Genomic DNA, 25,091 nt, shown 5'->3' on the forward strand with positions numbered 1-25,091 from the left:
AGAGAAAAAAGGGGGGCGTTTGGAATGAGGAAAGAACCCCCCCCGTGCCCGGCAACCCCTCCCCCCCCCCCCCCCCCCCCCCCCAACCCCCCCCCCCCCCCCCCCCCCCAACAACCCCCCCCCCCCCCCCCCCCCCCCCCCCCCCCCCCCCCCCCCCCCCCACCCGGAGCCGGACCCGGTGTCGCTGGAGCGGCAGGCATGTGGAGACCGCCTGCCGTCTGATCTTCCGGGTCGAGGGGTGGCGCGCCCGGCCGGGAGCCGGGCCGCCACCAGGTTTCGTACGGCCGTCAGGCCAGGCCCGCCACCAGGTCGGCGACGCTCTTGCGGCGACCGGTGTAGAAGGGGACCTCTTCGCGGACGTGCATCCGGGCCTCGGAGGCGCGCAGGTGGCGCATGAGGTCGACGATGCGGTGCAGCTCGTCGGCCTCGAAGGCGAGGAGCCACTCGTAGTCGCCGAGCGAGAAGGAGGCGACCGTGTTCGCGCGGACGTCCGGGAAGCCGCGGGCCATCTTGCCGTGGTCGGCGAGCATGCGGCGGCGGTCCTCGTCCGGCAGCAGGTACCAGTCGTAGGAGCGCACGAACGGGTACACCGAGACGTAGTCGCGCGGGTTCTCGTCGGCCAGGAAGGCCGGGATGTGCGACTTGTTGAACTCGGCGGGGCGGTGCAGCGCCATGTTCGACCAGACCGGCTCCAGAGCGCGGCCCAGCCTGGTGCGGCGGAAGAGGTTGTACGCCTCCTGGAGCTCGTCGCTCGTCTCCGCGTGCCACCAGATCATGACGTCGGCGTCGGCGCGCAGACCGGACAGGTCGTACGTGCCGCGGACCGTGATGTCCTTGGCGGCGAGCTGGTCGAACAGCTCCTGGACCTCGTCGGCGTAGCCGGCGCGGTCCTCGGGCAGAACGTCGCGCAGCTTGAAGACAGACCACAGGGTGTAGCGGATGACCTCGTTGAGGTCCTTCGCCTTCTTACCGGCGTTCGGGATCTTTTCGGGCGCACTCATACGCCTATTCTCGCCCGTCACAGGGAGTGCCCCGCACCGGGGTCGGTCCTTTTCGACGTGGCGATGATCTCCTCCCCGATCTCGTCCGCCGCCCGGTGGGCCGAGGCGATCGTGGCCGGGATGCCGACGCCGTCGTACGCGGCGCCCGCGAGCCGCAGCCCGGGCAGCGCCGCCACGGCCTCGCGGACCCGGGCGACCCGGTCGAGATGGCCGACGGGGTACTGGGGGAGGCCGCCGATCCAGCGGGTGACCGTGCCGGCGACGGGCCGGGCGGCGAGCCCGGTGGCGGCGGCGAGGTCCTTCAGCGAGGCGGCCACGAGATCGCCGTCCTCGCGGTGCACCTGCTGCTCCTCGCCGTGACGGCCGACGGAGGTGCGCAGCACGAACAGGTCGGGCGCCGAGTCCGAGACCCAGGTCCACTTCCGGCTGGAGAAGGTCGAGGCCTTGATCGTGTGGCCGTCGACGGGCGGCACGAGGAAGCCGGAGCCCGTCAGGGCGGGCATCTCGGAGCGGCGGAACGCGAGGGTGACCAGGGCCATGGAGGCGTACTCGATCCCGCCGAGCTCGGCGGCGGCCTCGGGGGCGTGCCCGCCGAGCAGGCCGGCCGCGACGCCGGCGGGGGTGGCGAGGACCACGGCGTCGGCGTCGAAGCTCCGGTCCCTGGTCGCGACCCGCCAGCCGGTGGCGCCGGCGCGGTGCAGCGCGGTCACGGGCGCGCCGGTGAGGATCTCGCCGCCGGCGGCGCGGATCGCGTCCGCGACGGCGCCGGGGAGGGTGCCGATGCCTCCGTCGAGCCCGAGGAACACGGATCCGCCGAGGCCGGTGGCGGCGCCCGCCACGTCGGCGGGGACGGCCGCGCCGGCCCGCTGGACGGCCTGGACGGCGGCGGTGAGGGTCGGGTGGACGCGGGCGGCCTCGAAGAGGGCGGGCACGGCGGCCTTCATCGAGATGAGGTGGGCGTCACCGGCGTACACCCCGCCGAGGAGGGGTTCGACGAGCCGGTCGACGACCTCGGGGCCCATGCGCTCGGCGACGTACGCGCCGATGGCGATGTCCTCGCCGATCTCGGTCGGCGGCAGCTCCAGGTCACGGCCGATCAGGCGCAGGCCCTCCTGGGACACCAGCCCCTCGACCGCGCGGGCGTCGCCGGGGACGCCCATCACGTGGCCCTTCGGCATGGGGATCAGCTCGCCGCGGGACCAGACGGACGCGGTGGTGGTGCCGGGTGCCTGGAGCCGGTCGCCGAGGCCGACGGCGCGGGCCAGGGCGACCGCCTCGGGGCGGCGGGCGAGCAGCGACTCGGCGCCGAGGTCGACGGGCGCGCCCGCGATCTCCCCCGCGAGGAGCTTGCCGCCGAGCCGGTCGTCCGCTTCCAGGAGCGTCACCCGGTGGCCGGCGAGGGCCAGCCGGTGGGCGGCCGCGAGTCCGGCGATACCGCCTCCGGCGACGACGACGTGGGCTTCGGCGTGGTGTCCCGTGCTGTCCGCGTTCATGGGACCACTCTCTCAAATCGCCCGTCTCCGGCGGACCGCCGTCCGCCCGTCGGCGGCCGCGCCCGTTCCGAGGCCGGACCGTGACCGCATCGCTACCGCCGGAGGGGACCCGTACCTCGGGCGCGTACGTCCAAGCGCCGACACTCACCGATCACCCCAGGGGGGGCCATGCGGAGCGTACGGACGACGGCGGGAACGACGGCGAGAGCGCGGACGGCGGCACGGGCGGGGAGGGTGGCGGCGGCGCTCCTCACGGCCTCGCTCGTCCTCACCGGCTGCGGCGCCGGGTCGAGCCTGGACTCGGGTGGGGACGCGAAGTCGGACGTAGGCGTGGAGCGGCCCGCCGACGCGGCGGCGGCCGATGGCAAGGAAGCGGGCAAGGGGGCCGTCGACGGCTCGCCGGGAGCGGAGGAGACCGGGGGGAAGCCCGCCGCGGGAACGCCCGCGCGGCCGCAGCACGTCATCCGTACCGCCGTGCTCGCCGTGGAGGTGCCCGACGCGACGAAGGCGCTCGCCACGGTCCGGCGGGTGACGGCGGGCGCGGGCGGCCGGATCGAGAACGAGTCGACGGAACGGGTCGACGACACGTACACCACCTCGCGGGTGGTGCTGCGGGTGCCGCAGGAGCGGTACGACTCCGTGCTCGGCGAGCTGGCGGGCACCGGCAAGCTGCTGTCCCGCAAGGCCGACGCCAAGGACGTCACCGAGCAGGTGGTGGACGTGGAGAGCCGGATCGCCACCCAGCGGGCGAGCGTGGCGCGGGTGCGGGCGCTGATGCAGCGGGCCGAGAAGCTGGCCGACGTCGTGACCCTGGAGGGCGAGCTCAGCCGCCGCCAGGCCGACCTCGAATCGCTCCTCGCCCAGCAGGCCTCTCTGAAGGACCGCACGACGCTCGCGACGATCACCCTCGAACTCATGGAGAAGGCCGAGCCCTCCGACGGGTCCGATGAGGGCCGCCCCGGCTTCGGGGACGCCCTCAGCGGCGGCTGGAACGCCCTGGTCGGCGCGGTGACCTGGATCGGCATCATCCTGGCCGCGCTCGCCCCCTGGCTCGCGGTGGCCCTGATCGCCTTCGTCGTCTGGCGCCGTCTCGTCCGCCCCCGCCGCGCCGCCCGGCCCGCGCCCGCGCCGGTCCCGGAGCCCCGCACGGGGCAGGCCGGTGCCGGGCGCAACGCGGCCGGGGTCGTGGCGGAGGCCCCGGTCGTGTCGGAGGCGCCGGTCGTGGCGGAGGCGGGGCATCCGGAGGCTCCCGAGAAGTAGCGTCTGTTCCATGAGCGAACGACTGGTGGTCATCGGTGGCGACGCGGCGGGCATGTCCGCCGCGTCGCAGGCGCGCAGGCTCAGGCCCGCCGGGGAGATGGAGATCGTCGCCTTCGAGCGCGGTCACTTCTCCTCGTACTCGGCCTGTGGCATCCCGTACTGGGTCGGCGGTGACGTCGACACCTCGGAGGAGCTGATCGCCCGCTCCCCCGATGAGCACCGGGACCGGGACATCGACCTGCGGATGCGGACCGAGGTGACGGCCGTCGACGTGCCCGGGCAGCGGGTCCGCCACCGGGACCTGGAGACCGGCACCGAGGCCTGGACGGGCTTCGACAAGCTGGTGATCGCGACCGGCGCCCGCCCGCTGCGCCCGCCGCTGCCCGGGATCGACGCCCCCGGGGTGCACGGGGTGCAGACCCTCGACGACGGCCGCGCCCTGCTCGACTCGCTCCGGCGGACGCCCGGGCGGCGCGCGGTCGTCGTCGGCGCCGGGTACATCGGGGTCGAGATGGCCGAGGCGCTCCTCGCCCGCGGCTACGAGGTGACGGTGCTGACCCGGGGCGAGCAGCCGATGGCGACCCTCGACCCCGACATGGGCCGGCTCGTGCACCGGGCGATGGACGGGCTCGGCATCACGACGGTCACCTCCGCCCCCGTCACGAAGATCCTCACCGGCGACGACGGACGGGTGCGGGCGGTGGCGACGGACGCCGGCGAGTACCCGGCCGACGTCGTCGTCCTGGGCATGGGCGTGGTGCCCGAGACCTCCCTGGCACGGGCGGCCGGCCTGCCGCTCGGCACCTCCGGCGGGCTGCTCACCGACCTCGCCATGCGCGTGCGCGGTCACGACAACATCTGGGCGGGCGGCGACTGCGTGGAGGTCCTCGACCTCGTCTCGGGCCGGGAGCGGTACGTCCCCCTGGGTACCCACGCGAACAAGCACGGCCAGGTCATCGGGGCGAACGTCGGCGGCGACTACGCGACCTTCCCCGGCGTCGTCGGCACCGCCGTCTCGAAGGTCTGCGACCTGGAGATCGCCCGCACCGGCCTGCGCGAGAAGGACGCCCGCGAGGTGGGGCTGCGGTACGTGACGGTGACGATCGAGTCGACCAGCCGCGCCGGCTACTACCCGGGGGCCGCCCCGATGACAGTGAAGATGCTGGCCGAGCGGCGCTCGGGCCGGCTGCTCGGGGTCCAGATCGTCGGCCGGGAGGGCGCGGCGAAGCGGGTGGACATCGCGGCGGTGGCGCTCACGGCGCGGATGACCGTGGAGGAGATGACGGCGCTCGACCTGGGGTACGCGCCGCCGTTCTCGCCCGTCTGGGACCCGGTCCTGATCGCGGCCCGCAAGGCGACGGCGGCTGTTCGGGCGGCGGAATGACCCGAGCGACCGGTGACCGGCCGTGACGATTTGCGACCATGTCGTGACCATGGGTCACTGATCGCATGATCAGACACACGATGCGCGCGCTCTGCGCCGCGACTCTCGTCATAGCCCCGGTCGCCCTGACGGCGACGCCCGCGCACGCGGTGACCTCGTGCCACCTGTGGTTCGGTCGCGAGCGGTGACACGGTGAACGGCCAGGGCGGTGCCGACTACATCGTCGGCACGCACACGGCGACGGCCGCCCGGGGAGCTTCCCGGGCGGCCGTCGCCGTCGTGTGCGTGCCGGACCCGGGTCAGACGGCCGTCCGCGTGTGGACGTACTCGACGAGGCGGGTCAGGGCGTCCGGGTCCATCGACGGCATGACGCCGTGGCCCAGGTTGAAGACGTGGCCCTCCAGGTCCTTCGCGGCGGCGAGGACCTCGTCCGTCTTGGCCTCCACGACCTCGGTCGAGGCGAAGAGCACGGCCGGGTCGAGGTTGCCCTGGAGCGCCTTGCCGGGGCCGACGCGGCGGGCGGCCTCGTCGAGCGGGACCCGCCAGTCGACGCCGACGACGTCCGCGCCCGCCTCGCCCATGAGGCCGAGCAGCTCGCCCGTACCCACGCCGAAGTGGATGCGCGGGACGCCGTACCCGGCGACCGCGTCGAAGACCTTCACGGAGGCCGGCATCACCGAGCGGCGGTAGTCGGCGGGGGCGAGGGCGCCGACCCAGGAGTCGAAGAGCTGCACGGCGGAGGCGCCGGCCTCGATCTGGACCTTGAGGAAGGTCCCGGTGATCTCGGCGAGCCGGTCCAGCAGGTCGGCCCAGAGCTGCGGGTCGCCGTACATCATCGCCTTGGTGCGCTCGTGGCTGCGCGACGGGCCGCCCTCGACGAGGTAGCTCGCGAGGGTGAAAGGCGCGCCGGCGAAGCCGATGAGCGGGGTGTCGCCCAGCTCGCCGGTGAGCATCCCGATGGCCTCGGTGACGTAGTGGACGTCCTCGGGCGTGAGGTCGCGCAGCCGGTCGAGGTCGGCTCGGGTGCGGATCGGGTCGGCGACGACGGGGCCGACGCCGGGCTTGATGTCGAGGTCGATCCCGATGGCCTTGAGCGGGACGACGATGTCGCTGAAGTAGATCGCGGCGTCGACCTTGTGGCGGCGCACCGGCTGGAGCGTGATCTCGGTGACCAGCTCGGGCCGCATGCACGACTCGAGCATCGGGATGCCCTCGCGGACCTTCAGGTACTCGGGGAGGGAACGCCCGGCCTGCCGCATGAACCAGACGGGCGTGTGCGGCACGGGCTCGCGCCGGCATGCCTTGAGGAACGCGGAGTCGTACGTCCGCGACTGCTGCTTCGTCTGCTGGCCCTGCGGGCTGTCCATGGCACTCACGCCCAGAATCTTCGCATGTGACGGGAAGCCGCTCGCCCGGGCCGGGTGTCCCTCCCCGCACAGAGCCCCCGTTCCGCCTACTCTTCCCCGCATGGCTGCGGCTCAGGGACATTTTTCCGATCATTCCGACGGCAAAAGAGGGACGGACGAAACGGGGGACAGTACGGAGACGAACCCGGTGCCACCCGCCTTCCGGCGGGCGGTCGAGGCGCTGCGAACGGCGCGACTGCGGTCCGAGATCGAGATCGACCCGACCAGGCCGCCGCAGCGCCTGGCCCCTTACGCGTACGCACTCGAGGCGGCCGTCGTGGACGGCGAGGACGACCTGGCGGACGGGCGGCTGGTGCTGCTGCACGATCCGGACGGCCACGAGGCCTGGAAGGGCACCTTCCGGCTGGTGACGCTGGTACGGGCGGAGCTGGAGCCGGAGATGGCGGCGGACCCGCTGCTGCCCGAGGTGTGCTGGTCCTGGCTGACCGGGGCCCTGGAGGCGCGGGGGCTCGCGTACGGAGAGGCGAGCGGGACCGTGACCATGGCGGGCTCGCACTATTTCGGGGGTCTCGCCGACCGCAGGCCGGCGACCCAGATCGAGATCAGGGCGTCCTGGACGCCCCGCGAGGGTCTCGCCGGGGTGCCGGACACGGCCTCCCACCTGGCGGCCTGGTGCGATCTGCTCTGCCAGATCGCGGGACTGCCACCGGCTCCGGCCGATCCGGGGGCGGGGACGGTGACGGGCGCGGGGGTCGTCTCGCTGCCCCAGCGGCGCGGGCCACAGCAGGCCTGAGAGGCCTCCACGGAGCACCCGGCGCCCTCCTCGCGAGGGCGTCGGCGCTCCCCCTTGGGGGTGACGGGGTGGGGGCCGCTCGTAGGATGATCGATCACGCGTCCGAATTGCCCTAATTGTTACTCACCAAATCGTGATCTTTCCCTAAAGGCGGGCGCCCATCCTGCCGAAGGAGTCAGTGACCCCTTCACAGCACGGGTTCGCCCCCGGCTTCTTCCCCGAGCCGGCTCCGTCCCGCACCCTTCCCCCCAGGAGGCCTGGTGTCCGTTCTCCTCGAGCAGCCCGCAAGCCTGGTCGCCTACCGCCCGAACAAGCCGACGGCCATGGTCGTCGTGGCCGACCCGCGCGTCCGCTCCACCGTGACCCGCCACCTGTGGGCCCTCGGAGTACGTGACGTGATCGAGGCTTCGTCCATCGCGGAGGCGCGTCCCCGCGTCGGCAACCCACGCGACATCTGCGTTGCCGACGTCCATCTGCCCGACGGCAGCGGCCTCACGCTGCTGTCCGAGACCCGTGCCGCGGGCTGGCCCAACGGCCTCGCCCTCTCGGCCGCCGACGACATCGGAGCCGTACGCAACGCCCTCGCGGGCGGCGTGAAGGGCTATGTCGTCACCGGCACCCGGACCAACATCGGCCACCCGACCCGGCCCGGCGCCGCTCCCATCGGTGCCAACGCCGCGCGGCTCGGCCACCGCCGCCCCCCGGGTGCCCCGAGCCACCCGGGCGGCTACCGCGAGCTCTCCGGCCGTGAGGTCGAGGTGCTCAGGCTCGTCGCGGAGGGCCAGTCGAACAAGGCGATCGGCGTCTCCATGGGCCTCTCGGCCCTCACCGTGAAGAGCCACCTCGCCCGCATCGCCCGCAAGCTGGGCACCGGCGACCGGGCCGGCATGGTCGCGGTGGCCCTGCGGACCGGGATCATCCACTGACACGGTCGACGAGAAGCCGGCGCCTGTCGACGGAACGTTCCGTCGACAGGCGCTTGCCGTTCACCGATACCCTTGACAGGTGACCGACGCCCAAGAGACCGCAGCAGACACAGCACTGCGCACCACCGGGGGCGGCCCCCCGGACGACGATGTCCCTGCGAATGGGCTTCCGATCCCGTTGCTGGAGCCCCGCGAGGGGATTCCGCCCGTCGTCGAGACGGAGGAAGCCCTCGCCGAGGTGATCGCCGCCTTCGCCGCCGGAACCGGCCCCGTGGCGGTGGACGCCGAGCGCGCCTCCGGCTACCGCTACGGGCAGCGCGCCTATCTCGTCCAGCTCCGCCGCGAGGGCGCGGGCACCGCGCTCATCGACCCCGTCGGCTGCCCCGACCTCTCGGGGCTCGGCGAGGCGCTCTCCGGCACCGAGTGGATCCTGCACGCCGCCACCCAGGACCTCCCGTGCCTGCGTGACATAGGCATGCTCCCCACCTCGCTCTTCGACACCGAGCTGGCCGGACGGCTCGCGGGCTTCCCGCGCGTCGGCCTCGGCGCCATGGTCGAGTCCGTCCTCGGCTACGCCCTGGAGAAGGGCCACTCCGCCGTGGACTGGTCCACCCGCCCGCTGCCCGAGCCCTGGCTGCGGTACGCGGCGCTCGACGTCGAGCTCCTCGTCGACCTGCGCGACGCGCTGGAGAAGGAGCTCGACCGGCAGGGCAAGCTGGAATGGGCCCTCCAGGAGTTCGACGCCATCGCCTCCGCCCCGCCCGCCCCGCCGCGCAAGGACCCCTGGCGGCGGACCTCCGGCATGCACAAGGTGCGCCGGCGCCGCCAGATGGCGGTCGTACGGGAGCTGTGGACGGCCCGTGACAAGGTCGCCCAGCGCCGTGACGTCTCCCCCGGCAAGGTGCTCAGCGACGCCGCCATCGTCGAGGCCGCCCTCGCCGTCCCGGTGAACATCGGCGCGCTCACCGCCCTGCCCGGCTTCGGCAACCGCATGGGCCGCCGCCAGCTGGAGCAGTGGCAGGCCGCCGTCGACCGCGCCCGCGCCCTCCCGGAGAACGAGCTCCCCCAGCCCGGCCAGCAGATCGCCGGCCCGCCGCCCCCGCGCGCCTGGGCCGACAAGGACCCGGCCGCCGCTGCCCGCCTCTCCGCCGCCCGCACCGCGGTCTCCGCCCTCGCCGAGGAACTCAACCTCCCCCAGGAGAACCTCATCACCCCCGACACGGTCCGCCGCGTCTGCTGGGAACCCCCGACCCCCGCCACCCCCGAGGCGATCTCCACCGCCCTCACCGGCCACGGCGCCCGCCCCTGGCAGGTCGAACTCGTCACCCCCCTCCTGGTCCAGGCCCTCACGGCGACGGCCTGACCGCGTCCGCGCGGCGAAGCCCCCGGCCCCGCGCCGGGGGCTTCGCGCGTCTCCGGGGAGTGTGACCTTCGCCGCTCCCGCCCCAGGGACTGGGCAGCTTGGTTACCCACAAGTAGCATGGGTGGAGCAAGCGCACGCTTAGGCGTGTGCCGCAGCAGTGCCATCCCGCACCCTGGAGGAGAGCCATCGTGCCTCGTACCGTCAGGGACGTCGTCTTCGTCGACGGCGTCCGCACCCCGTTCGGCAAGGCGGGCCCGAAGGGCATCTACCACGAGACCCGCGCCGACGACCTCGTCGTCAAGGCCATCCGGGAGCTGCTGCGCCGCAACCCCGGCCTCGACCCCGCGAAGATCGACGAGGTCGCCATCGCCGCGACCACGCAGATCGGCGACCAGGGCCTGACCCTGGGCCGCACGGCGGGCATCCTCGCCGGGCTGCCGCAGTCGGTGCCGGGCTACTCCATCGACCGCATGTGCGCCGGCGCGCTGACCGCCGTCACCTCGGTCGCCGGTTCGATCGCCTTCGGCGCGTACGACGCCGTCATCGCCGGTGGTGTCGAGCACATGGGCCGTCACCCCATGGGCGAGGGCGTCGACCCGAACCCGCGTTTCGTGTCGGAGAAGCTCGTCGACGAGTCCGCCCTGTTCATGGGCATGACCGCCGAGAACCTGCACGACCGCTACCCGAGCATCACCAAGCAGCGCGCCGACGAGTACGCCGTGCGCTCGCAGGAGAAGGCCGCCAAGGCGTACGCCGACGGCAAGATCCAGCAGGACCTGGTGCCGATCTCGGTCCGCCGCACCGACGCCTCCACCGGTGAGACCGGCTGGGGCCTGGTCACCGCCGACGAGCCGATGCGCCCGGGCACCACCCTGGAGTCGCTGGCCAACCTGAAGACGCCGTTCCGCGTCCACGGCAACGTCACCGCGGGCAACGCGGCCGGCCTCAACGACGGCGCCACCGCCTCGATCATCGCCTCCGAGGACTTCGCGCGGGAGCACGACCTCCCCGTCAAGATGCGTCTCGTCTCGTACGCCTTCGCCGGCGTCGAGCCCGAGGTCATGGGCTACGGCCCGATCCCGGCGACCGAGAAGGCCCTCGCCAAGGCCGGCCTCTCGATCGAGGACATCGGCCTCTTCGAGATCAACGAGGCCTTCGCCGTCCAGGTCCTCGCCTTCCTGGAGCACTACGGCATCGCCGACGACGACGCCCGCGTCAACCAGTACGGCGGCGCCATCGCCTACGGTCACCCGCTGGCCTCCTCCGGCGTCCGTCTGATGACGCAGCTGGCCCGCCAGTTCGAGGAGAACCCGCAGGTCCGCTACGGCCTCAACACCATGTGCGTCGGCTTCGGCATGGGCGCGACGGTCATCTGGGAGAACCCCCACTGGGAGGGCAAGTGAGCACCACCGCCGAGCTTCTGAAGGGCGCCGCCGAGCTCTTCCCGGACGAGGTCGTCACCAGCGCCCACGTACGGCACTTCGAACTGCCCGCGGGCGCGGGCCGGTTCGCGCTGATCACGCTGGACAACGGCTTCGACCACACCAAGCCGACCACCTTCGGCCCGCAGTCCCTCGCCAACCTGAACGCGGCGATCGACCAGGTCGAGGCCGAGGCCGCCAACGGTGAGATCGTCGCCGTCGGCCTCACCGGCAAGCCGTTCATCTTCGCCGTCGGCGCCGACCTCAAGGGCGTCGAGCTCCTGAAGAAGCACGACGAGGCGCTCGCCATCGGCAAGGGCGGCCACGACGTCTTCAAGCGTCTGTCCGCGCTCGCCGTGCCGACCTTCGCGTACTACAACGGCGCGGCCATGGGCGGCGGCGTCGAGGTCGGTCTGCACTGCACCTACCGCACCGTGTCGAAGGCCCTGCCGGCCTTCTCGCTGCCCGAGGTCTTCCTCGGCCTGGTGCCCGGCTGGGGCGGCTGCGCGATCCTGCCGAACCTGATCGGCGCCGAGAAGGCCGTCTCGGTCATCATCGAGAACTCGCTGAACCAGAACCGTCAGCTCAAGGGCAAGCAGGTCTTCGAGCTCGGCATCGCCGACGCGCTGTTCGAGGGCGCGGACTTCCTGGAGCAGTCGCTCGTCTGGACCGCCGGCGTCCTCAACGGCTCCGTGACCGTGGAGCGTCCCGAGGTCGACCGCGGCGAGGCCTGGGACCAGGCCGTCGCCAAGGGCCGTACGATCGCCGACTCCAAGGTGCACGGCGCCGCCCCGGCCGCCTACCGCGCCCTCGACATCATCGAGGCCGCCAAGGACGGGGACCTGCAGAAGGGCTTCGACGCCGAGGACCAGGCCCTCGCGGACCTGATCATGGGCGGCGAGCTGCGTTCCGGCATCTACGCCTTCAACCTGGTGCAGAAGCGCGGCAAGCGCCCCGCCGGTGCCCCGGACAAGTCGCTGGCCCGCCCGGTCACCAAGGTCGGCGTCGTCGGCGCCGGTCTGATGGCCTCCCAGCTCGCCCTGCTCTTCCTGCGCCGCCTCGAGGTGCCGGTCGTCCTGACCGACATCGACCAGGAGCGCGTCGACAAGGGTGTGGGCTACGTCCACGCCGAGATCGAGAAGCTGCTCGGCAAGGGCCGGATCAACCAGGACAAGGCCAACCGTCTCAAGGGCCTGGTCTCCGGTGTCCTGGACAAGGCCGAGGGCTTCGCGGACGCGGACTTCATCATCGAGGCCGTGTTCGAGGAGATGTCCGTCAAGCAGAAGGTGTTCGCGGAGGTCGAGGCGGTCGCCCCGGCGCACGCGATCCTCGCCACCAACACCTCCTCGCTTTCGGTCTCCGAGATGGCGTCGAAGCTCCAGCACCCGGAGCGCGTGGTCGGCTTCCACTTCTTCAACCCGGTCGCGATCCTCCCGCTCCTGGAGATCGTCCGCGGCGAGAAGACCGACGACGCCTCGCTGGCCACCGCCTTCGGCGTCGCCAAGAAGCTGAAGAAGACCGCGGTCCTCACCAAGGACGCCCCGGCGTTCGTCGTGAACCGCATCCTGACCCGCTTCATGGGCGAGATCCAGAACGTCATCGACGAGGGCACCTCGGTCGAGACGGCCGAGAAGGCCATCGAGCCGCTCGGTCTGCCGATGTCCCCGCTGGTGCTCCTGGAGCTCGTGGGCCCGGCCATCGGTCTGCACGTCTCCGAGACCCTGAACCGTTCCTTCCCGGAGCGCTTCACCGTCTCGCCGAACCTCAAGCGCGTCGTCGAGGCCGGCAAGCGCGGCTTCTACGTCTACAAGCCGGAGAACGGCTTCAAGCCGGAGCTCGACCCCGAGGTCGCCGCGCTGCTCGTCCAGGGCGACTCCGTCCTGACCGAGGAGCAGGTCCGCGACCGCGTCCTGGACGCGGTGGCGCAGGAGATCGGCCTGATGCTGGAGGAGGGTGTCGTCGCCGAGGCGCAGGACATCGACCTCTGCCTGATCACCGGTGCGGGCTGGCCCTTCCACCTGGGCGGCATCACGCCGTACCTGGACCGTGAGGGCGTCTCCGAGCGCGTCAACGGCAAGCGTTTCCTGGCGCAGGGCGTGGCGAGCGTCCCGGCGTAACACCTCAGGGCGTACGCGTACGGCCCCGGCACCTTCTCCAGGTGCCGGGGCCGTTCTCGTACGCGGGCGTCACCCTATGGAGCGCCAGCCCTCCAGGTGCAGCCCCGCGCCCGGCTTCTGGCGGGTCGTGAGGAGGGAGCCGCCGGCCAGCGCCATGACGGTCAGACGGCCGTCGAGGCCGCGCGCGAGGACGATGTCGAGCTGCCCCTTGGGCTCCCCGTGCCCGGACCAGGTGAGGCCCTCGGCCCCGGACTCGCGCCCGGACTCGGACTCGCTCGGGTAGGCGGCGAGGAGGAGACGGCCGTGGTCGTCCTGGCGGGCGAGGACGGTCGTCTCGACGCCGTCGACGAGACAGGTGGCGGCGGCGAGCCGGCCGGTGCCGGTGGCCTCGCCGAGGACGGTCGGCTCCAGGTCGCGCCCGGCGGACCAGGCGCGGACCTGCCCGGCCTTGTCGACGTAGAACAGGGTCGCGTGCCCGGAGGGGCCCGTGGTGGCCGCGAGGGTGCCGAAGGTGACCTCGGCGGGCAGGACGTCCTTGCGGACCGGGCGGCCGCCCGGCTCCTCCTGGACGTAGCGGAGCAGGCCCTTGTCGGTGGCGGTGAGGAGCTCGACGCGCCCGTCGCCGTTGCAGACCGCGACCGGGGAGGGGTCGGTGCCCCAGCCGTGCAGGTCCCACCAGGGGTGCCAGCCGCCGGCGTCCTTCTGCGCCCGCACGCTGAGTCCGCCGCCGCCGTTGCGGACGAAGGCGTACGCGCGGCCCTCGGCGTCCACCGCGACGGCCGGGTTGCCCGTCCACGGCCCCTTGCCGTTGGAGTGCCCGATGGGGCGCCAGGGGGCGGCGGGGCGGCCCGTCTGGAACTGGACGCAGTGCATCAGCTCGACGTGCCCCTCACCGCCGGTGGTGGGCCGCAGGCCGATCAGGTGGACGTAGCGGTCCTTGCCCTGCCCGACGGCGAGGAAGGGCGTGAGACCGTCGCCGCCGAGGGAGACGGGGCCGCTCCAGCGGCCGCCGGGCTCCTCGGTCCAGCGCACCACTTCCCCGTCCCTGGGCAGGTAGGCGCTGAACCGGCCCTCCTCCCCTCTGGTCAGCCACGCACCCTGGAGCAGGGGGGCGGCGGAGGAGCCGTGGGCGGGGGCGGCGGGGGCCTGGGATCGATTCGCCATGGGGGGATCCAGCACTCCGGTCGTCGGAAGGAGTTCGGGTACGAGCCGACTGTAGTCGCCCTCCCGAACGCTCCCTTCCGCGCCTTCGGTATCGCCCCCTCAGTACTTGGCGTCCTGGCCCTCGCGCCCGAGCCGGCTGTGACCGCGCCCGTACAGGAAGTACACGACGAAGCCGATGACCATCCAGACGGCGAAGCGGAACCAGGTCTCGCCGGGCAGGTTGAGCATCAGCCAGACCGAGGCGGCGATGGAGAGGATCGGCAGCACCGGCACCCAGGGGGTGCGGAAGGCGCGGGGCAGGTCGGGGCGGGTGCGGCGGAGCACCATGACGCCGACGGCGACGACGACGAAGGCGAAGAGGGTGCCGATGTTCACCAGGGTCGCGAGCTCGTTGATGCTGGTGAAGCCGGCGACGACGGCGATGACCACACCGAGCAGGATGGTGGGCCGGTAAGGGGTCTTGAAGCGCGGGTGGGTGACGGAGAAGAAGCGGGGCAGCAGGCCGTCACGGCTCATCGCGAAGAAGACGCGGGTCTGGCCGAGGAGCAGGATCAGACAGACGGTGGTGAGGCCGACAGCGGCGCCGAAGCTGATCACGCCCGCGTAGAAGGGGTGTCCGGCGGCCTTGAAGGCGTCGGCGAGCGGGGCGCTGACGGAGAGCTCGGTGTAGTGCTGCATGCCGGTGACGACGAGGGCCACGGCGACGTAGAGCACGGTGCAGATGAGGAGGGAGCCGAGGATGCCGCGGGGCATGTCGCGCTGCGGCAGCTTGGTCTCCTCGGCGGCGGTGGCGACGACGTCGAAGCCGATGAAGGCGAAGAAGACGACCGAGGCGGCGGTGAAGATGCCCATGACGCCGAAGTTCGTCGGCTCGTACCCGAAGATCAGCTGGACCAGCGGGGAGTCCCAGTTCGAGCCGCCGCCCTCCGGGGTGACGGCCGGCGGGATGAACGGCTTGTAGTTGTCGCCGACGATGAAGAACAGACCGGCGATGATCACGATCATGACGACGGTGACCTTGATCGCCACGACGACCGCGGTGATCCGGGCGGAGAGCTTCATGCCCAGGACGAGAACCACGGTCAGCACGAGGACGAGCAGGAAGGCGAGGATGTCGAAGGTGCCGCCCGCCACGTCGGGGCCTTCGAGCGAGGCGGGTAGGTGCCAGTCGATGTTGTCCATCAGCGAGCGGACGTAGCCGGACCAGCCGACGGCGACCACCGCCGTGCCGAGGGCGAACTCCAGGACGAGGTCCCAGCCGATGATCCAGGCCGGCAGCTCGCCGATCGAGGCGTACGCGAAGGTGTACGCCGATCCCGCCACCGGCACCGTCGAGGCGAACTCGGCGTAGCAGAGGGCGGCGAGGGCGCAGACGATGCCGGCGGCGACGAAGGCGAGCGCCGTGGCCGGTCCCGCGTTCTCCTTGGCGACCTTGCCCGTCAGGACGAAGATGCCGGTGCCGATGATGACGCCGACGCCGAAGACGGTCAGGTCCCAGGCGGAGAGGGATTTCCGGAGCGCGTGCTCCGGTTCCTCGGTGTCGCGGATCGACTGCTCGACCGACTTGGTCCGGAACATGCCGGAGTTCGCGCGTGGCTGCTGGTCCGTACTCACGGTCGTACCTCCTGCCATGGGGCTGCCCGCCCTGTGGTCAGAATGCACGCGAATGGGCCGGTCGGCACTCCGAAGAGTGATCCGACCGGCCCAAAGGTGACGCGGGGTGACGGCGGGCGTCAGTCGCGGGCGGGCTCCACGGCCTGCGCGCTGGTCTCGAACCTGCCGTCGAGCCGGGAGACCAGACCGGTGACCTGACGCGCGATGTCCGGGGCGGTCAGCCCGATCTCGGCCATGACCTCGCCGCGCGAGGCGTGGTCGAGGAAGCGCGGCGGGATGCCGAAGTCACGCAGCGGCACGTCGACGCCGGCGTCGCGCAGCGCCTGGGCGACGGCCGAGCCGACGCCGCCGACGCGGCTGTTGTCCTCGACGGTGACGACGACCCGGTGGCGCTCGGCCAGCGGGGCGAGGGCCTCGTCGACGGGCTTGACCCAGCGGGGGTCGACGACCGTGGTGGAGATCCCCTGCTTGTCGAGCAGGTCGGCGATCTCCAGGCACATGGGGGCCAGGGCGCCGACCGAGACCAGGAGGACGTCCGGCTTGTCGCTGCCCGGCTCGCGGAGCACGTCCATGCCGCCGACCCGGCGCAGGGCCGGTACGGCGGGGCCGACGGCGCCCTTGGAGAAGCGGACGACGGTCGGGGCGTCGGTGACCTCGACGGCCTCGCGGAGCTGGGCGCGGACCTGGTCGGCGTCGCGCGGGGCGGCGAGCCGCAGGCCGGGCACGACCTGGAGGATCGACATGTCCCACATGCCGTTGTGGGAGGCGCCGTCGGTGCCGGTGACGCCGGCCCGGTCCAGGACGAAGGTGACGCCGCACTTGTGCAGGGCCACGTCCATCAGGACCTGGTCGAAGGCGCGGTTGAGGAAGGTCGCGTAGACCGCGAAGACCGGGTGGAGGCCGCCGGTGGCGAGGCCGGCCGCGGAGACGGCGGCGTGCTGCTCGGCGATGCCGACGTCGAAGACGCGGTCGGGGTAGGCCTTGGCGAACTTGTCGAGGCCGACGGGCTGGAGCATGGCCGCGGTGATGGCGACGATGTCCGCGCGCTCCTTGCCGAGCGCGACCATCTCCTCGGCGAAGACGCCGGTCCAGTCGGCGCCGGAGGACGCGATGGGCAGGCCGGTGTCGGGGTGGATCTTGCCGACGGCGTGGAAGCGGTCGGCCTCGTCCTGGAGGGCAGGCTGGTAGCCGCGGCCCTTCTCGGTGAGGCAGTGCACGATGACCGGGCCGCCGAAGCGCTTGGCGCGGGTCAGCGCGGACTCCAGGGCCTCGATGTCGTGGCCGTCGATGGGGCCGACGTACTTGAGGCCGAGGTCCTCGAACATGCCCTGCGGGGCGATGAAGTCCTTGAGGCCCTTCTTGGCGCCGTGCAGGGTCTCGTAGAGCGGCTTCCCGACGACCGGGGTGCGCTCCAGGATGTCCTTGCCGCGGGCGAGGAAGCGCTCGTAGCCGTCGGTGGTGCGCAGGGTGGCCAGGTGGTTGGCGAGGCCGCCGATGGTGGGCGCGTAGGAGCGCTCGTTGTCGTTGACGACGATGACGAGCGGGCGGTCCTTGGCGGCGGCGATGTTGTTCAGCGCCTCCCAGGCCATGCCGCCGGTCAGGGCGCCGTCGCCGATGACGGCGACGACGTGGTCGTCCTTCTTCAGGACCTCGTTGGCCTTGGCGAGGCCGTCGGCCCAGCCCAGGACGGTGGAGGCGTGCGAGTTCTCGATGACGTCGTGCTCGGACTCGGCCTGCGAGGGGTAGCCGGAGAGGCCGCCCTTCATCTTCAGCTTCGAGAAGTCCTGGCGTCCGGTGAGGAGCTTGTGGACGTAGCTCTGGTGGCCGGTGTCCCAGAGGACCCGGTCCTTCGGGGAGTCGAACACCCGGTGCAGGGCGATGGTCAGCTCGACCACACCGAGGTTGGGGCCGAGGTGCCCGCCGGTCTTGGAGACGGCGTCCACGAGGAACGTCCTGATCTCGTCGGCCAGCTGGTCCAGCTGTTCCGGGGAGAGCCGGTCCAGATCTCGCGGTCCCCTGATACGGGTCAGCAGAGCCACCCGTGCCTCCTTGCGTTTGAGCTGGTCGAGCTTGCCGATTTGTCGAGTCTAATGTTCCGTCCTGGATCGCGGGCATCGGGCCGGGGGGTGTGGCATCACCCTCACGGCCGACATGCCGCTGATCTGTACGGCTCTGTACACGCGCGTGCACTGCTCCGGACGCGCGGCGGCCCGGCACCGGTTTCCCGGTGCCGGGCGGGTGTGGCGAGCGTTACGCGCGCGCGTGGACCGCTAGGCGCGGCCCGCGGTCTTCTGCGTCTTGCGGGAGACCGAGTCGATGATGACGGCGATGAGCAGGACCGCGCCGGTGATCATGTACTGGATCGCGTTCGAGGACAGGTTCATCTGGTTGAGGCCCTGGACGATCGACTGGATGACCAGGATGCCGAGGAGCGCCGACCAGACCTTGCCGCGTCCGCCGAACAGGGACGTACCGCCGATGACCGCGGCGGCGATGCACATCATGAGCTGGTTGCCGCCGCCGAGGGAGCGGTCGGCGCCGCCGGTCGCGGAGGCGAGGAACAGGCCGCCGATGGCGCCCATGGTGCCGGAGATCATGAAGACCGAGATCCGGATCCACGACACGTTGATGCCGGCGCGGCGGGCGGCCTCGATGCCGCCGCCGACGGCGAAGACCTGCCGGCCGTAGGTGGTGCGGCGGAGCACGAAGTCGGTGACGAGCAGGATCACCAGGAAGATCACCAGGGAGAGCGGGAGGCCCTGCTCCTGGTTGAAGCCGTAGGCGGCGACGAGGACCAGGACCGCGAGGACCGCGGTGCGCAGGATGATCTCGCTCTGCGGGCGGTGCGGCAGCTCGGCGTTCTTGCGGCGGCGGGAGTCGCGCAGCTGGGCCAGGTAGAAGGCGGCGACGACGGCGACGGCGAGGCCGTAGGCGGCGGCGACGTCGGAGAAGTAGTACTTCGTGAGGTCGCCGACGAAGCTGCCGATCGGGGTGGGGATGGTCGACTTGTCGCCCATCACCCAGGTCTGCAGACCGGCCCAGCCGAGGAAGCCGGCCAGGGTGACCACGAAGGCGGGCACGCCGATCTTGGCGAAGACCAGGCCGTGGAAGGCGCCGAGCAGGGTGCCGGAGAGGATGCCGAGGAGGATCGCGAGGCCGTCCGGCATGTCGGTGCCGAGGACGCCCCAGACGGAGCCGGCCAGGCCCGCCACCGAGCCGACGGCGAGGTCGATCTCGCCGAGCAGCAGGACGAAGACGATGCCGACCGCCATGATGCCGGGGCCGACCGCGTACAGCGTGATCTGGTCGAGGTTGTACGAGGTGATGAAGTTGCCGGTCAGCGCCTGGAAGACGACGCCGATGACGATGAGGCCGATGACGACGGGCAGCGAGCCGATCTCGCCGGAGCGGATCTTGCGCTTGAACTCGTCGACGTACCCCTTGAAGCCCTGCTCGCGGACGAGGAGGCGGGGGTCGACGGCGGGGATCGCGGCGGCGGCGGGCTGCTCGGTGCGCGGCTCGGGCACGGTGTCCTCGGAGGTGCTGGGGGTGGTGCTCACTTGGCTACCTCCGCGTTGCGGGCCTGGCGGCGGGTCACGGCGTTGTCCGTGGCACCGGTGATCGCGGCGATGATCTCTTCGTGCGTGGTGGTGGCGACGGGGAAGGTGCCGTTGTTGCGGCCCAGGCGCAGCACCGCGACGGTGTCGGCGACGGCCTTCACATCGGCCATGTTGTGGCTGATGAGGATGACGCCGAGGCCCTGCTCGCGCAGCCGCTCGACCAGGTCGAGGACCTGGGCGGTCTGCTCGACGCCGAGGGCGGCGGTCGGCTCGTCCAGGATCACGATCTTGGGGTCGCCGACCAGGGCGCGGGCGATGGCGACGACCTGCCGCTGGCCGCCGGAGAGGGCGGCGACGGGGATGCGGACGCTGGGGATGCGGATGGAGAGGGTGGAGAGCAGGTCCTTGGCCCGCTTCTCCATGGCGACCTCGTCGAGGACGCCGCCCTTCTTGATCTCGCGGCCGAGGAACAGGTTGGCGACGACGTCGAGGTTGTCGCAGAGCGCGAGGTCCTGGTAGACGGTCGCGACACCGAGGTGCTGGGAGTCCTGCGGGCGGTTGATCTCGACCCGCTCGCCCTCCCACTCGATGACGCCCTCGTCGATGGGGTGCACGCCGGCGATCGTCTTGACCAGCGTGGACTTACCCGCTCCGTTGTCGCCGACGAGCGCGACGACCTCTCCTGCGTGGACTTCGAGATCGACACCGGAGAGGACCTGAACCGCTCCGAACCGCTTGAAGATCCCGCGCAACGCCAGCACGGGCGTCTGGGACACGTGAACCAACTCCTTCGCCGCCCGCGCGGGGGCGGCGGCATGTCGCGCCGCCGGTGCAGCGCCGAAGTTTCGAGGGGGGCTGGGCTCGTCCGGCCCCCGGACCGACAGCGGGGTCTGGGTCGGCCGGGGGCCGGACGGGCTTGGGGGCGGATCCGGTCGCCGTGCGCCGGCCGGTCGCGTACGGGGTGATCACGGGGTGTTCACCCTGTGTACGCGGCCGGGCGGGGGCGACTCGCCTTCGAGAGCGCTCTCCGCGCACCCGTGGACGGGATCCGGGGTGCCGGGCTTCGGGGCCCGGCGGGGTGCCGGGCTTCGGGGCCCGGCGGGGTGCCGGGCTTCGGGGGCCCGGCGGGTGGGGCAGGGGCTTACTTGATGCCCAGCTCGGTGCACTTGGCGGCGAGGTCCGCGGTGCAGAGGTCGGCGGCCTTGTAGATGCCGTCCTGGACGACCGTGGACTGGATGTTGGTCTTGTCGACCACGACCGGGGCGAAGAGCGTCGACGGCACGCCGTCGGTGGCGCCCTGGGCGCCGAGGTCCTTGCCCTGGAGCAGGTTCACCGCGAACTTGGCGGCCTCGGGGGCCAGCTGGAGCGGCGACTTGTAGATGGTGAAGGTCTGCGTGCCGGCGATGATCCGCTGGACGCCCGCGACCTCGGCGTCCTGGCCACCCACCGGGATGCCCTTGATGCCGGCGTTCTCCAGGGAGGTGATGATGCCGCCGGCCATGCCGTCGTTGGCGGAGTAGACCGCGCCGATCTTGTCCTTGCCGAGCGAGGAGATCGCGGCGGCCATCTTCTCGCCGGCGACCTTCGGGTCCCACTCGCCGGACGCCTCGTAGGCGATCTCGCCGACCTTGCCGTCGAGCGCGGTGTGGGCGCCCTTCTTGAAGAGACCGGCGTTCGGGTCCTTCTCGTCGCCGTTGATCATGACGACCTTGGCGGTGGCGGCCTTGGCGCCGAGGGCGGTCAGCAGGGCCTGGCCCTGGAGCTCGCCGACCTTGTTGTTGTCGTGGCTGACGTAGGCGTCGGCGCCGGCGACGGCACGGTCGTACGCGACGACCTTCACGCCCTTGGCCTTCGCGTCCTTGACCCAGCCCGCGGCCTTCTCGGCGTCCACCGGGTCGAGGGCGATGACCTTGACGCCGTCGGCGATCAGCTGGTCGAACTGCTGCTTCTGCTTCACGACGTCGGAGACCGCGTTGTTGTACACGACCTCGCAGTCGGAGCAGGCGGCCTTGACGGCCTTCTCGAACTGGGGCTTGTCCAGCGCCTCGTAGCGCGAGGTCTTGTTCTCGGGCAGGAGCAGACCGATCTTGGTCGAGCTGCCCTTGTCCTCGCTGTCTCCGCCGCCGGCCTTTCCGCAGGCGGCGAGCGAGAGGGCCATCGAGACCGCGGCCGTGGCTATGACGGCACGACGCGTCACTGCGTTCATGTGGGGTTGCCTCCCTGACGAGGCCGCGACGTTGCGGCCGAGGTGTCCCGAAGTCAACTCGGCCGCAACGTTGCCGTCAAGAAGTAAATTCTTAACGAGATGACAACGGTGGTGTTCGTTATCTAAGTGAAGGCAAGCCGGGAGACCGGCGCGGCGGCCGGCGGCGCGCTCGCAGAACTCTGCAAAAGTGTCGAATCGCCCATCTCGCTGAGGACGAGGGCGAGCGCGCCGAGCACCTCGGCGCGGCCCCCCAAGGCCCCCTGGACCAGCGAGAGCTGACGGGCGGCACTGGGGATCGCGTACCGCGAGACGGAGTCCCTGATGGGCGCCAGGACCAGCTCTCCGGCCTCCGCCAGATCGCCGCCGAGCACCACCCGGCTCGGGTTCAGGAGATTGCAGAGGTTGGCGATGCCGCTGCCGATGTGCCGGCCGACGTCCGCGATCACCCGACGGCAGCCGGGGTCGCCCTCCCTGGCCAGCTGGACCACCCGCTCCATGGTCAGATCGGGGCCGTGGCCGGGCTGGAGCAGCGGCAGCACGTAACGGGCGGCCGTGAAGGTCTCCAGGCAGCCCCGGTTGCCGCAGCGGCAGACCGGACCGGACTCGTCCAGGGTGATGTGCCCGATCTCGCCCGCGGTTCCGCCCGGGCCGCGGTAGACCCGGCCGTCGATGACCAGGCCGGCGCCGACGCCGCTGGCCACCTTGATGTACGCCAGGTCCTTGACGCCCCGCCCGCTCCCCCAGACCAGCTCGCCCAGCGCGCCGAGGTTGGCGTCGTTGTCGACGTGCACCGGGACGCCGAGCCGGCCGCTCAGCTCCTCGGCCGGGTTGATGCCGCTCCAGCCCGGCAGGATCGACGTCGAGCCGAGGGTCCCGGAGGAGACGTCGATGGGGCCCGGCACGCCGAGCCCGACGCCGATGACCTTGTCCCGGCCGATGCCGGTGGCCAGGATCAGCCGGTTGACCAGCTGTTCCGCCCGGTCGAAGCCCTCGGCGGCGGAGGCGTCGACGTCCAGCGGCTCGGCCTCCTCGGCGAGGACCTGGTGGGCGAGGTTGCCCACCGCGACCCGCAGGTGGGTGTGCCCGAAGTCGACGCCGATCACGATGCCGGCGTCGCCGGAGAGCGAGACGCTCCGGGCCCGGCGGCCGCCCGCGGAGGTGGGCGTGACCTCGACGGTCCCGCCGTCCTTCAGCTCCCGCACGATGTTGGAGACCGTGGCGGCCGAGAGGCCCGTCGCCCTGGCGATCTCCGCCTGGGTGAGCGATCCGGCCATCCGTACCGCCCGGACGACCCGTTCGAGATTGGCCCTGTGCAGAGACGTCTGCGACCCCGGAGTCTCCATCGACTCACTCACTCCCACCGTTTTCTCCAACATGTGAACTCTAAGGGGACTCTTTCGGCTTGCTCCCCGTCAAGACCTTGAGTGGTCGGCGGTACGGGTCACACGACGCGAAGGGCCCCCGGCGCGCACTGCGCCGGGGGCCCTTCGGACCGCGGTGGGGGTTACTTCACGGCACCGGCGGTCAGGCCGGCCACCACCTGCCGCTGGAAGATGACGTACGCCGCGAGGACCGGCAGCATGGCCATCACCAGGCCGGCGAAGAGGCCGGACCAGTCGCCCTTGTAGCCCTGGCTGACGGCGAGCTGGACGAGGCCCTGGGAGAGCACCTTCTTCTCCGGCTCGGTGTTGAGCACCGTCGGCAGCAGGTACTGGTTCCACTGGCCGAGGAAGTTGAAGATGCCGACGCTGATGAGGCCGGGCTTGGCCATCGGCAGCATCACCTGGAAGAACGTCCGGGTGTGCGAGGCGCCGTCCACGAAGGCCGCCTCCGCCACCGAGGTCGGCAGCGTGCGGAAGAAGGCCGTCAGGAAGAAGACGGTGAAGGGCAGCGAGTACGCGATGTAGACGAGGATCAGGCCGTGCAGCGTGTTGAGCAGGGCCATGTTCTGCATCACGTAGAACAGCGGCACGAGCGCCAGGATGATCGGGAAGCTCATCCCTCCGATGAAGAGGAAGTAGATGAAGCGGTTGCCCGGAAAGTCGAAGCGGGCCAGGACGTAGGCCGCCATCGAGCCGAACAGGAGCGTGCCGATGAGCGATCCGGCGACCACCAGGACGGTGTTCAGGAAGTAGTCGCCCATGTGCGCCTCGGTCCAGGCGCGCGACCAGTTCTCGAAGTGCAGCTTGTCCGGCAGCGACCACGGCGAGGTGAAGATCGCCCGGTCGGTCTTGAACGAGGTCATGACCGCCCAGAGCAGCGGCATGACGACCATGATCGCCCAGAGGATCAGCATGCCGTGCGAGAAGACGTTCAGGGTCGCGCCGTCACCCTTGGAGCTCTTGGCGCCCTTCGCCGGGGCGGAGCCCGCGGTCTTGCCGAGCGCCGGACCCGGGCCCGCCGGGGAGCCGGGGGTGTCCTCGACGCCGGTGGAGGCAGTGTCGGTCGTCTTCATCAGAACTCCAGCCGCTCGCGCCGGCCCAGCTTCATCACGACGGCCGCGAAGGCGAGCGTGACGAGGAGGAGCGCGACACCGATGGTCGTTGCGTAGGCGGCCTGACCGTCCCGGAATGCCTTCTGGTACACGTACAGCGGCATGACGATGGTGGAGTAGTCGGGCCCGCCGCCGTTGGGGCCGACGGTCATGATCTGGACGACCGCGAAGGACTCCGCGCCGAGCGCGAGGATGCCCATGTAGATCCAGCCGGACTGCACGGTGTCCCAGAGCAGCGGCAGGGTGATCTTGAAGAACGTGGTGAAGCGGTTCGCGCCGTCGAGCAGGGCCGCCTCGTAGAAATCCCTCGGAATGGACGCCATGCCGGCCGAGAAGAGGACCACGAAGAATCCGACCGTGGACCAGACGAGGACCACCATCACGCAGATCAGGGCGAGATCCGGATCGCCGAGCCAGTCCGGCTGGATGCTGCCGAGACCGACCCCCTTCAGTACGGAATTGATGGCTCCGCTATTGGGGTTGTACGCGAACTGGAAGAGCAGCGCCACGATCGCGATCGACAGCACCTGCGGGAAGAAGTACACGATTTTGTAGAACGAAGAACCCCGCACACCCGCGATCGCCGCCCCCCTGCGGCGCCGACCGCCGACATTGAGCATGAAGGCGAAGAACAGCGCGAGACCGACGGTCACCAGCGGCAGCACCACCGCGAAGGTCAGACTGTGCTGGAGAGATTTCCAGAAGATCTCGTCGTCCAGCATTCTGCTGTAGTTGTCGAATCCGACCATCCCGAATTCGGGACTCAGCCCGGTCCAGTCCGTGAACGAGTAGTAGATGGACTGGATGAACGGCCAGATGACGAACAGCGTGTAGAGCGCGAGGGGGGCCGCCAGGAACCCCACGATGAAACGGTACTTGCCGTGTTGCATTACTACCGACCCCGATCTTCCCGCGGAGGCGCGCCGCC

Annotated in this window: 20 protein-coding genes; 8 read left to right on the forward strand and 12 right to left on the reverse strand. The window is 71.5% G+C overall.

The window, feature by feature from the left end; all coding sequences use genetic code 11:
* Nucleotides 1–287 precede the first annotated feature (287 nt).
* Nucleotides 288–1,001 carry a hydrogen peroxide-dependent heme synthase gene (hemQ, locus tag ACZ7G1_RS33520; RefSeq protein ID WP_470878557.1) on the reverse strand — a complete coding sequence of 238 codons (714 nt, stop codon included), beginning with the start codon at nucleotides 999–1,001 and terminating at the stop codon, nucleotides 288–290.
* A 17-nt stretch (nucleotides 1,002–1,018) separates the two neighbouring features.
* Nucleotides 1,019–2,494 carry a protoporphyrinogen oxidase gene (gene hemG, locus ACZ7G1_RS33525; protein ID WP_470878555.1) on the reverse strand — a complete coding sequence of 492 codons (1,476 nt, stop codon included), beginning with the start codon at nucleotides 2,492–2,494 and terminating at the stop codon, nucleotides 1,019–1,021.
* Nucleotides 2,495–2,662: 168 nt separating this feature from the next.
* Between hemG and ACZ7G1_RS33530 the strand changes: the two genes are divergently transcribed.
* From ACZ7G1_RS33530 to ACZ7G1_RS33540, 3 genes are all read left to right on the forward strand, one after another.
* On the forward strand, nucleotides 2,663–3,754 hold the full coding sequence (locus ACZ7G1_RS33530) for a DUF4349 domain-containing protein (RefSeq protein WP_470878553.1): 1,092 nt from the start codon (nucleotides 2,663–2,665) through the stop codon (nucleotides 3,752–3,754).
* Nucleotides 3,755–3,764: 10 nt separating this feature from the next.
* Nucleotides 3,765–5,138, forward strand: coding sequence for an FAD-dependent oxidoreductase (locus ACZ7G1_RS33535; RefSeq protein ID WP_470878551.1), 1,374 nt, complete (start codon nucleotides 3,765–3,767; stop codon nucleotides 5,136–5,138).
* Nucleotides 5,139–5,203: 65 nt separating this feature from the next.
* Nucleotides 5,204–5,326: a hypothetical protein gene (locus tag ACZ7G1_RS33540; RefSeq protein ID WP_470878549.1), complete on the forward strand. Its 123-nt coding sequence runs from the start codon at nucleotides 5,204–5,206 to the stop codon at nucleotides 5,324–5,326.
* A gap of 111 nt (nucleotides 5,327–5,437) precedes the next feature.
* Here ACZ7G1_RS33540 and hemE read toward each other — a convergent pair whose 3' ends face one another.
* Nucleotides 5,438–6,514: a uroporphyrinogen decarboxylase gene (gene hemE / locus ACZ7G1_RS33545; RefSeq protein ID WP_470878547.1), complete on the reverse strand. Its 1,077-nt coding sequence runs from the start codon at nucleotides 6,512–6,514 to the stop codon at nucleotides 5,438–5,440.
* A 91-nt stretch (nucleotides 6,515–6,605) separates the two neighbouring features.
* Here hemE and ACZ7G1_RS33550 point away from each other — a divergent pair, with 91 nt between their 5' ends.
* The 5 genes from ACZ7G1_RS33550 (at nucleotide 6,606) to ACZ7G1_RS33570 (ending at nucleotide 13,125) form a co-directional block, all read left to right on the forward strand.
* Nucleotides 6,606–7,298 carry a DUF3000 domain-containing protein gene (locus ACZ7G1_RS33550; RefSeq protein WP_470878545.1) on the forward strand — a complete coding sequence of 231 codons (693 nt, stop codon included), beginning with the start codon at nucleotides 6,606–6,608 and terminating at the stop codon, nucleotides 7,296–7,298.
* A 260-nt stretch (nucleotides 7,299–7,558) separates the two neighbouring features.
* Nucleotides 7,559–8,224, forward strand: a complete 666-nt coding sequence (locus tag ACZ7G1_RS33555; RefSeq protein ID WP_470878543.1) for a LuxR C-terminal-related transcriptional regulator — start codon at nucleotides 7,559–7,561, stop codon at nucleotides 8,222–8,224.
* A 79-nt stretch (nucleotides 8,225–8,303) separates the two neighbouring features.
* Nucleotides 8,304–9,587, forward strand: coding sequence for a ribonuclease D (locus ACZ7G1_RS33560; protein WP_470878541.1), 1,284 nt, complete (start codon nucleotides 8,304–8,306; stop codon nucleotides 9,585–9,587).
* 188 nt (nucleotides 9,588–9,775) lie between these two features.
* Nucleotides 9,776–10,990: a thiolase family protein gene (locus tag ACZ7G1_RS33565; protein WP_470878539.1), complete on the forward strand. Its 1,215-nt coding sequence runs from the start codon at nucleotides 9,776–9,778 to the stop codon at nucleotides 10,988–10,990.
* Nucleotides 10,987–13,125 (forward strand): 3-hydroxyacyl-CoA dehydrogenase NAD-binding domain-containing protein, encoded by a 2,139-nt coding sequence (locus tag ACZ7G1_RS33570; protein ID WP_470878537.1) that lies wholly within the window; start codon nucleotides 10,987–10,989, stop codon nucleotides 13,123–13,125. The genes ACZ7G1_RS33565 and ACZ7G1_RS33570 overlap by 4 nt, the downstream gene beginning before the upstream one ends.
* Nucleotides 13,126–13,194: 69 nt before the next feature.
* Here the strand turns inward: ACZ7G1_RS33570 and ACZ7G1_RS33575 are convergent, their stop codons facing one another.
* The 9 genes from ACZ7G1_RS33575 to ACZ7G1_RS33615 form a co-directional block, all read right to left on the reverse strand.
* A complete protein-coding gene (locus tag ACZ7G1_RS33575) occupies nucleotides 13,195–14,289 on the reverse strand; it encodes a PLL family lectin (protein ID WP_470878535.1) in 1,095 nt (364 codons plus the stop codon).
* Between the two features lie 99 nt (nucleotides 14,290–14,388).
* The gene (locus tag ACZ7G1_RS33580; RefSeq protein WP_470878696.1) at nucleotides 14,389–15,867 is read right to left on the reverse strand and encodes an amino acid permease; all 1,479 of its coding nucleotides are present in this window, start codon (nucleotides 15,865–15,867) and stop codon (nucleotides 14,389–14,391) included.
* Nucleotides 15,868–16,022: 155 nt separating this feature from the next.
* Nucleotides 16,023–17,942 (reverse strand): 1-deoxy-D-xylulose-5-phosphate synthase, encoded by a 1,920-nt coding sequence (gene dxs / locus ACZ7G1_RS33585; RefSeq protein ID WP_470878533.1) that lies wholly within the window; start codon nucleotides 17,940–17,942, stop codon nucleotides 16,023–16,025.
* 231 nt (nucleotides 17,943–18,173) lie between these two features.
* Nucleotides 18,174–19,463, reverse strand: coding sequence for a sugar ABC transporter permease (locus ACZ7G1_RS33590; RefSeq protein WP_470878531.1), 1,290 nt, complete (start codon nucleotides 19,461–19,463; stop codon nucleotides 18,174–18,176).
* Nucleotides 19,460–20,239 carry an ATP-binding cassette domain-containing protein gene (locus ACZ7G1_RS33595; protein WP_470878529.1) on the reverse strand — a complete coding sequence of 260 codons (780 nt, stop codon included), beginning with the start codon at nucleotides 20,237–20,239 and terminating at the stop codon, nucleotides 19,460–19,462. The genes ACZ7G1_RS33590 and ACZ7G1_RS33595 overlap by 4 nt, the downstream gene beginning before the upstream one ends.
* A 365-nt stretch (nucleotides 20,240–20,604) precedes the next feature.
* Nucleotides 20,605–21,669: a sugar ABC transporter substrate-binding protein gene (locus ACZ7G1_RS33600; RefSeq protein ID WP_470878527.1), complete on the reverse strand. Its 1,065-nt coding sequence runs from the start codon at nucleotides 21,667–21,669 to the stop codon at nucleotides 20,605–20,607.
* Nucleotides 21,670–21,791: 122 nt separating this feature from the next.
* Nucleotides 21,792–23,012, reverse strand: a complete 1,221-nt coding sequence (locus ACZ7G1_RS33605; protein ID WP_470878525.1) for an ROK family transcriptional regulator — start codon at nucleotides 23,010–23,012, stop codon at nucleotides 21,792–21,794.
* A gap of 161 nt (nucleotides 23,013–23,173) precedes the next feature.
* Nucleotides 23,174–24,124 carry a carbohydrate ABC transporter permease gene (locus tag ACZ7G1_RS33610; protein WP_470878523.1) on the reverse strand — a complete coding sequence of 317 codons (951 nt, stop codon included), beginning with the start codon at nucleotides 24,122–24,124 and terminating at the stop codon, nucleotides 23,174–23,176.
* The gene (locus ACZ7G1_RS33615; RefSeq protein WP_470878521.1) at nucleotides 24,124–25,053 is read right to left on the reverse strand and encodes a carbohydrate ABC transporter permease; all 930 of its coding nucleotides are present in this window, start codon (nucleotides 25,051–25,053) and stop codon (nucleotides 24,124–24,126) included. The genes ACZ7G1_RS33610 and ACZ7G1_RS33615 overlap by 1 nt, the downstream gene beginning before the upstream one ends.
* Between the last annotated feature and the right edge of the window lie 38 nt (nucleotides 25,054–25,091).

It is taken from the genome of Streptomyces sp. NPDC037273 (assembly GCF_055603625.1).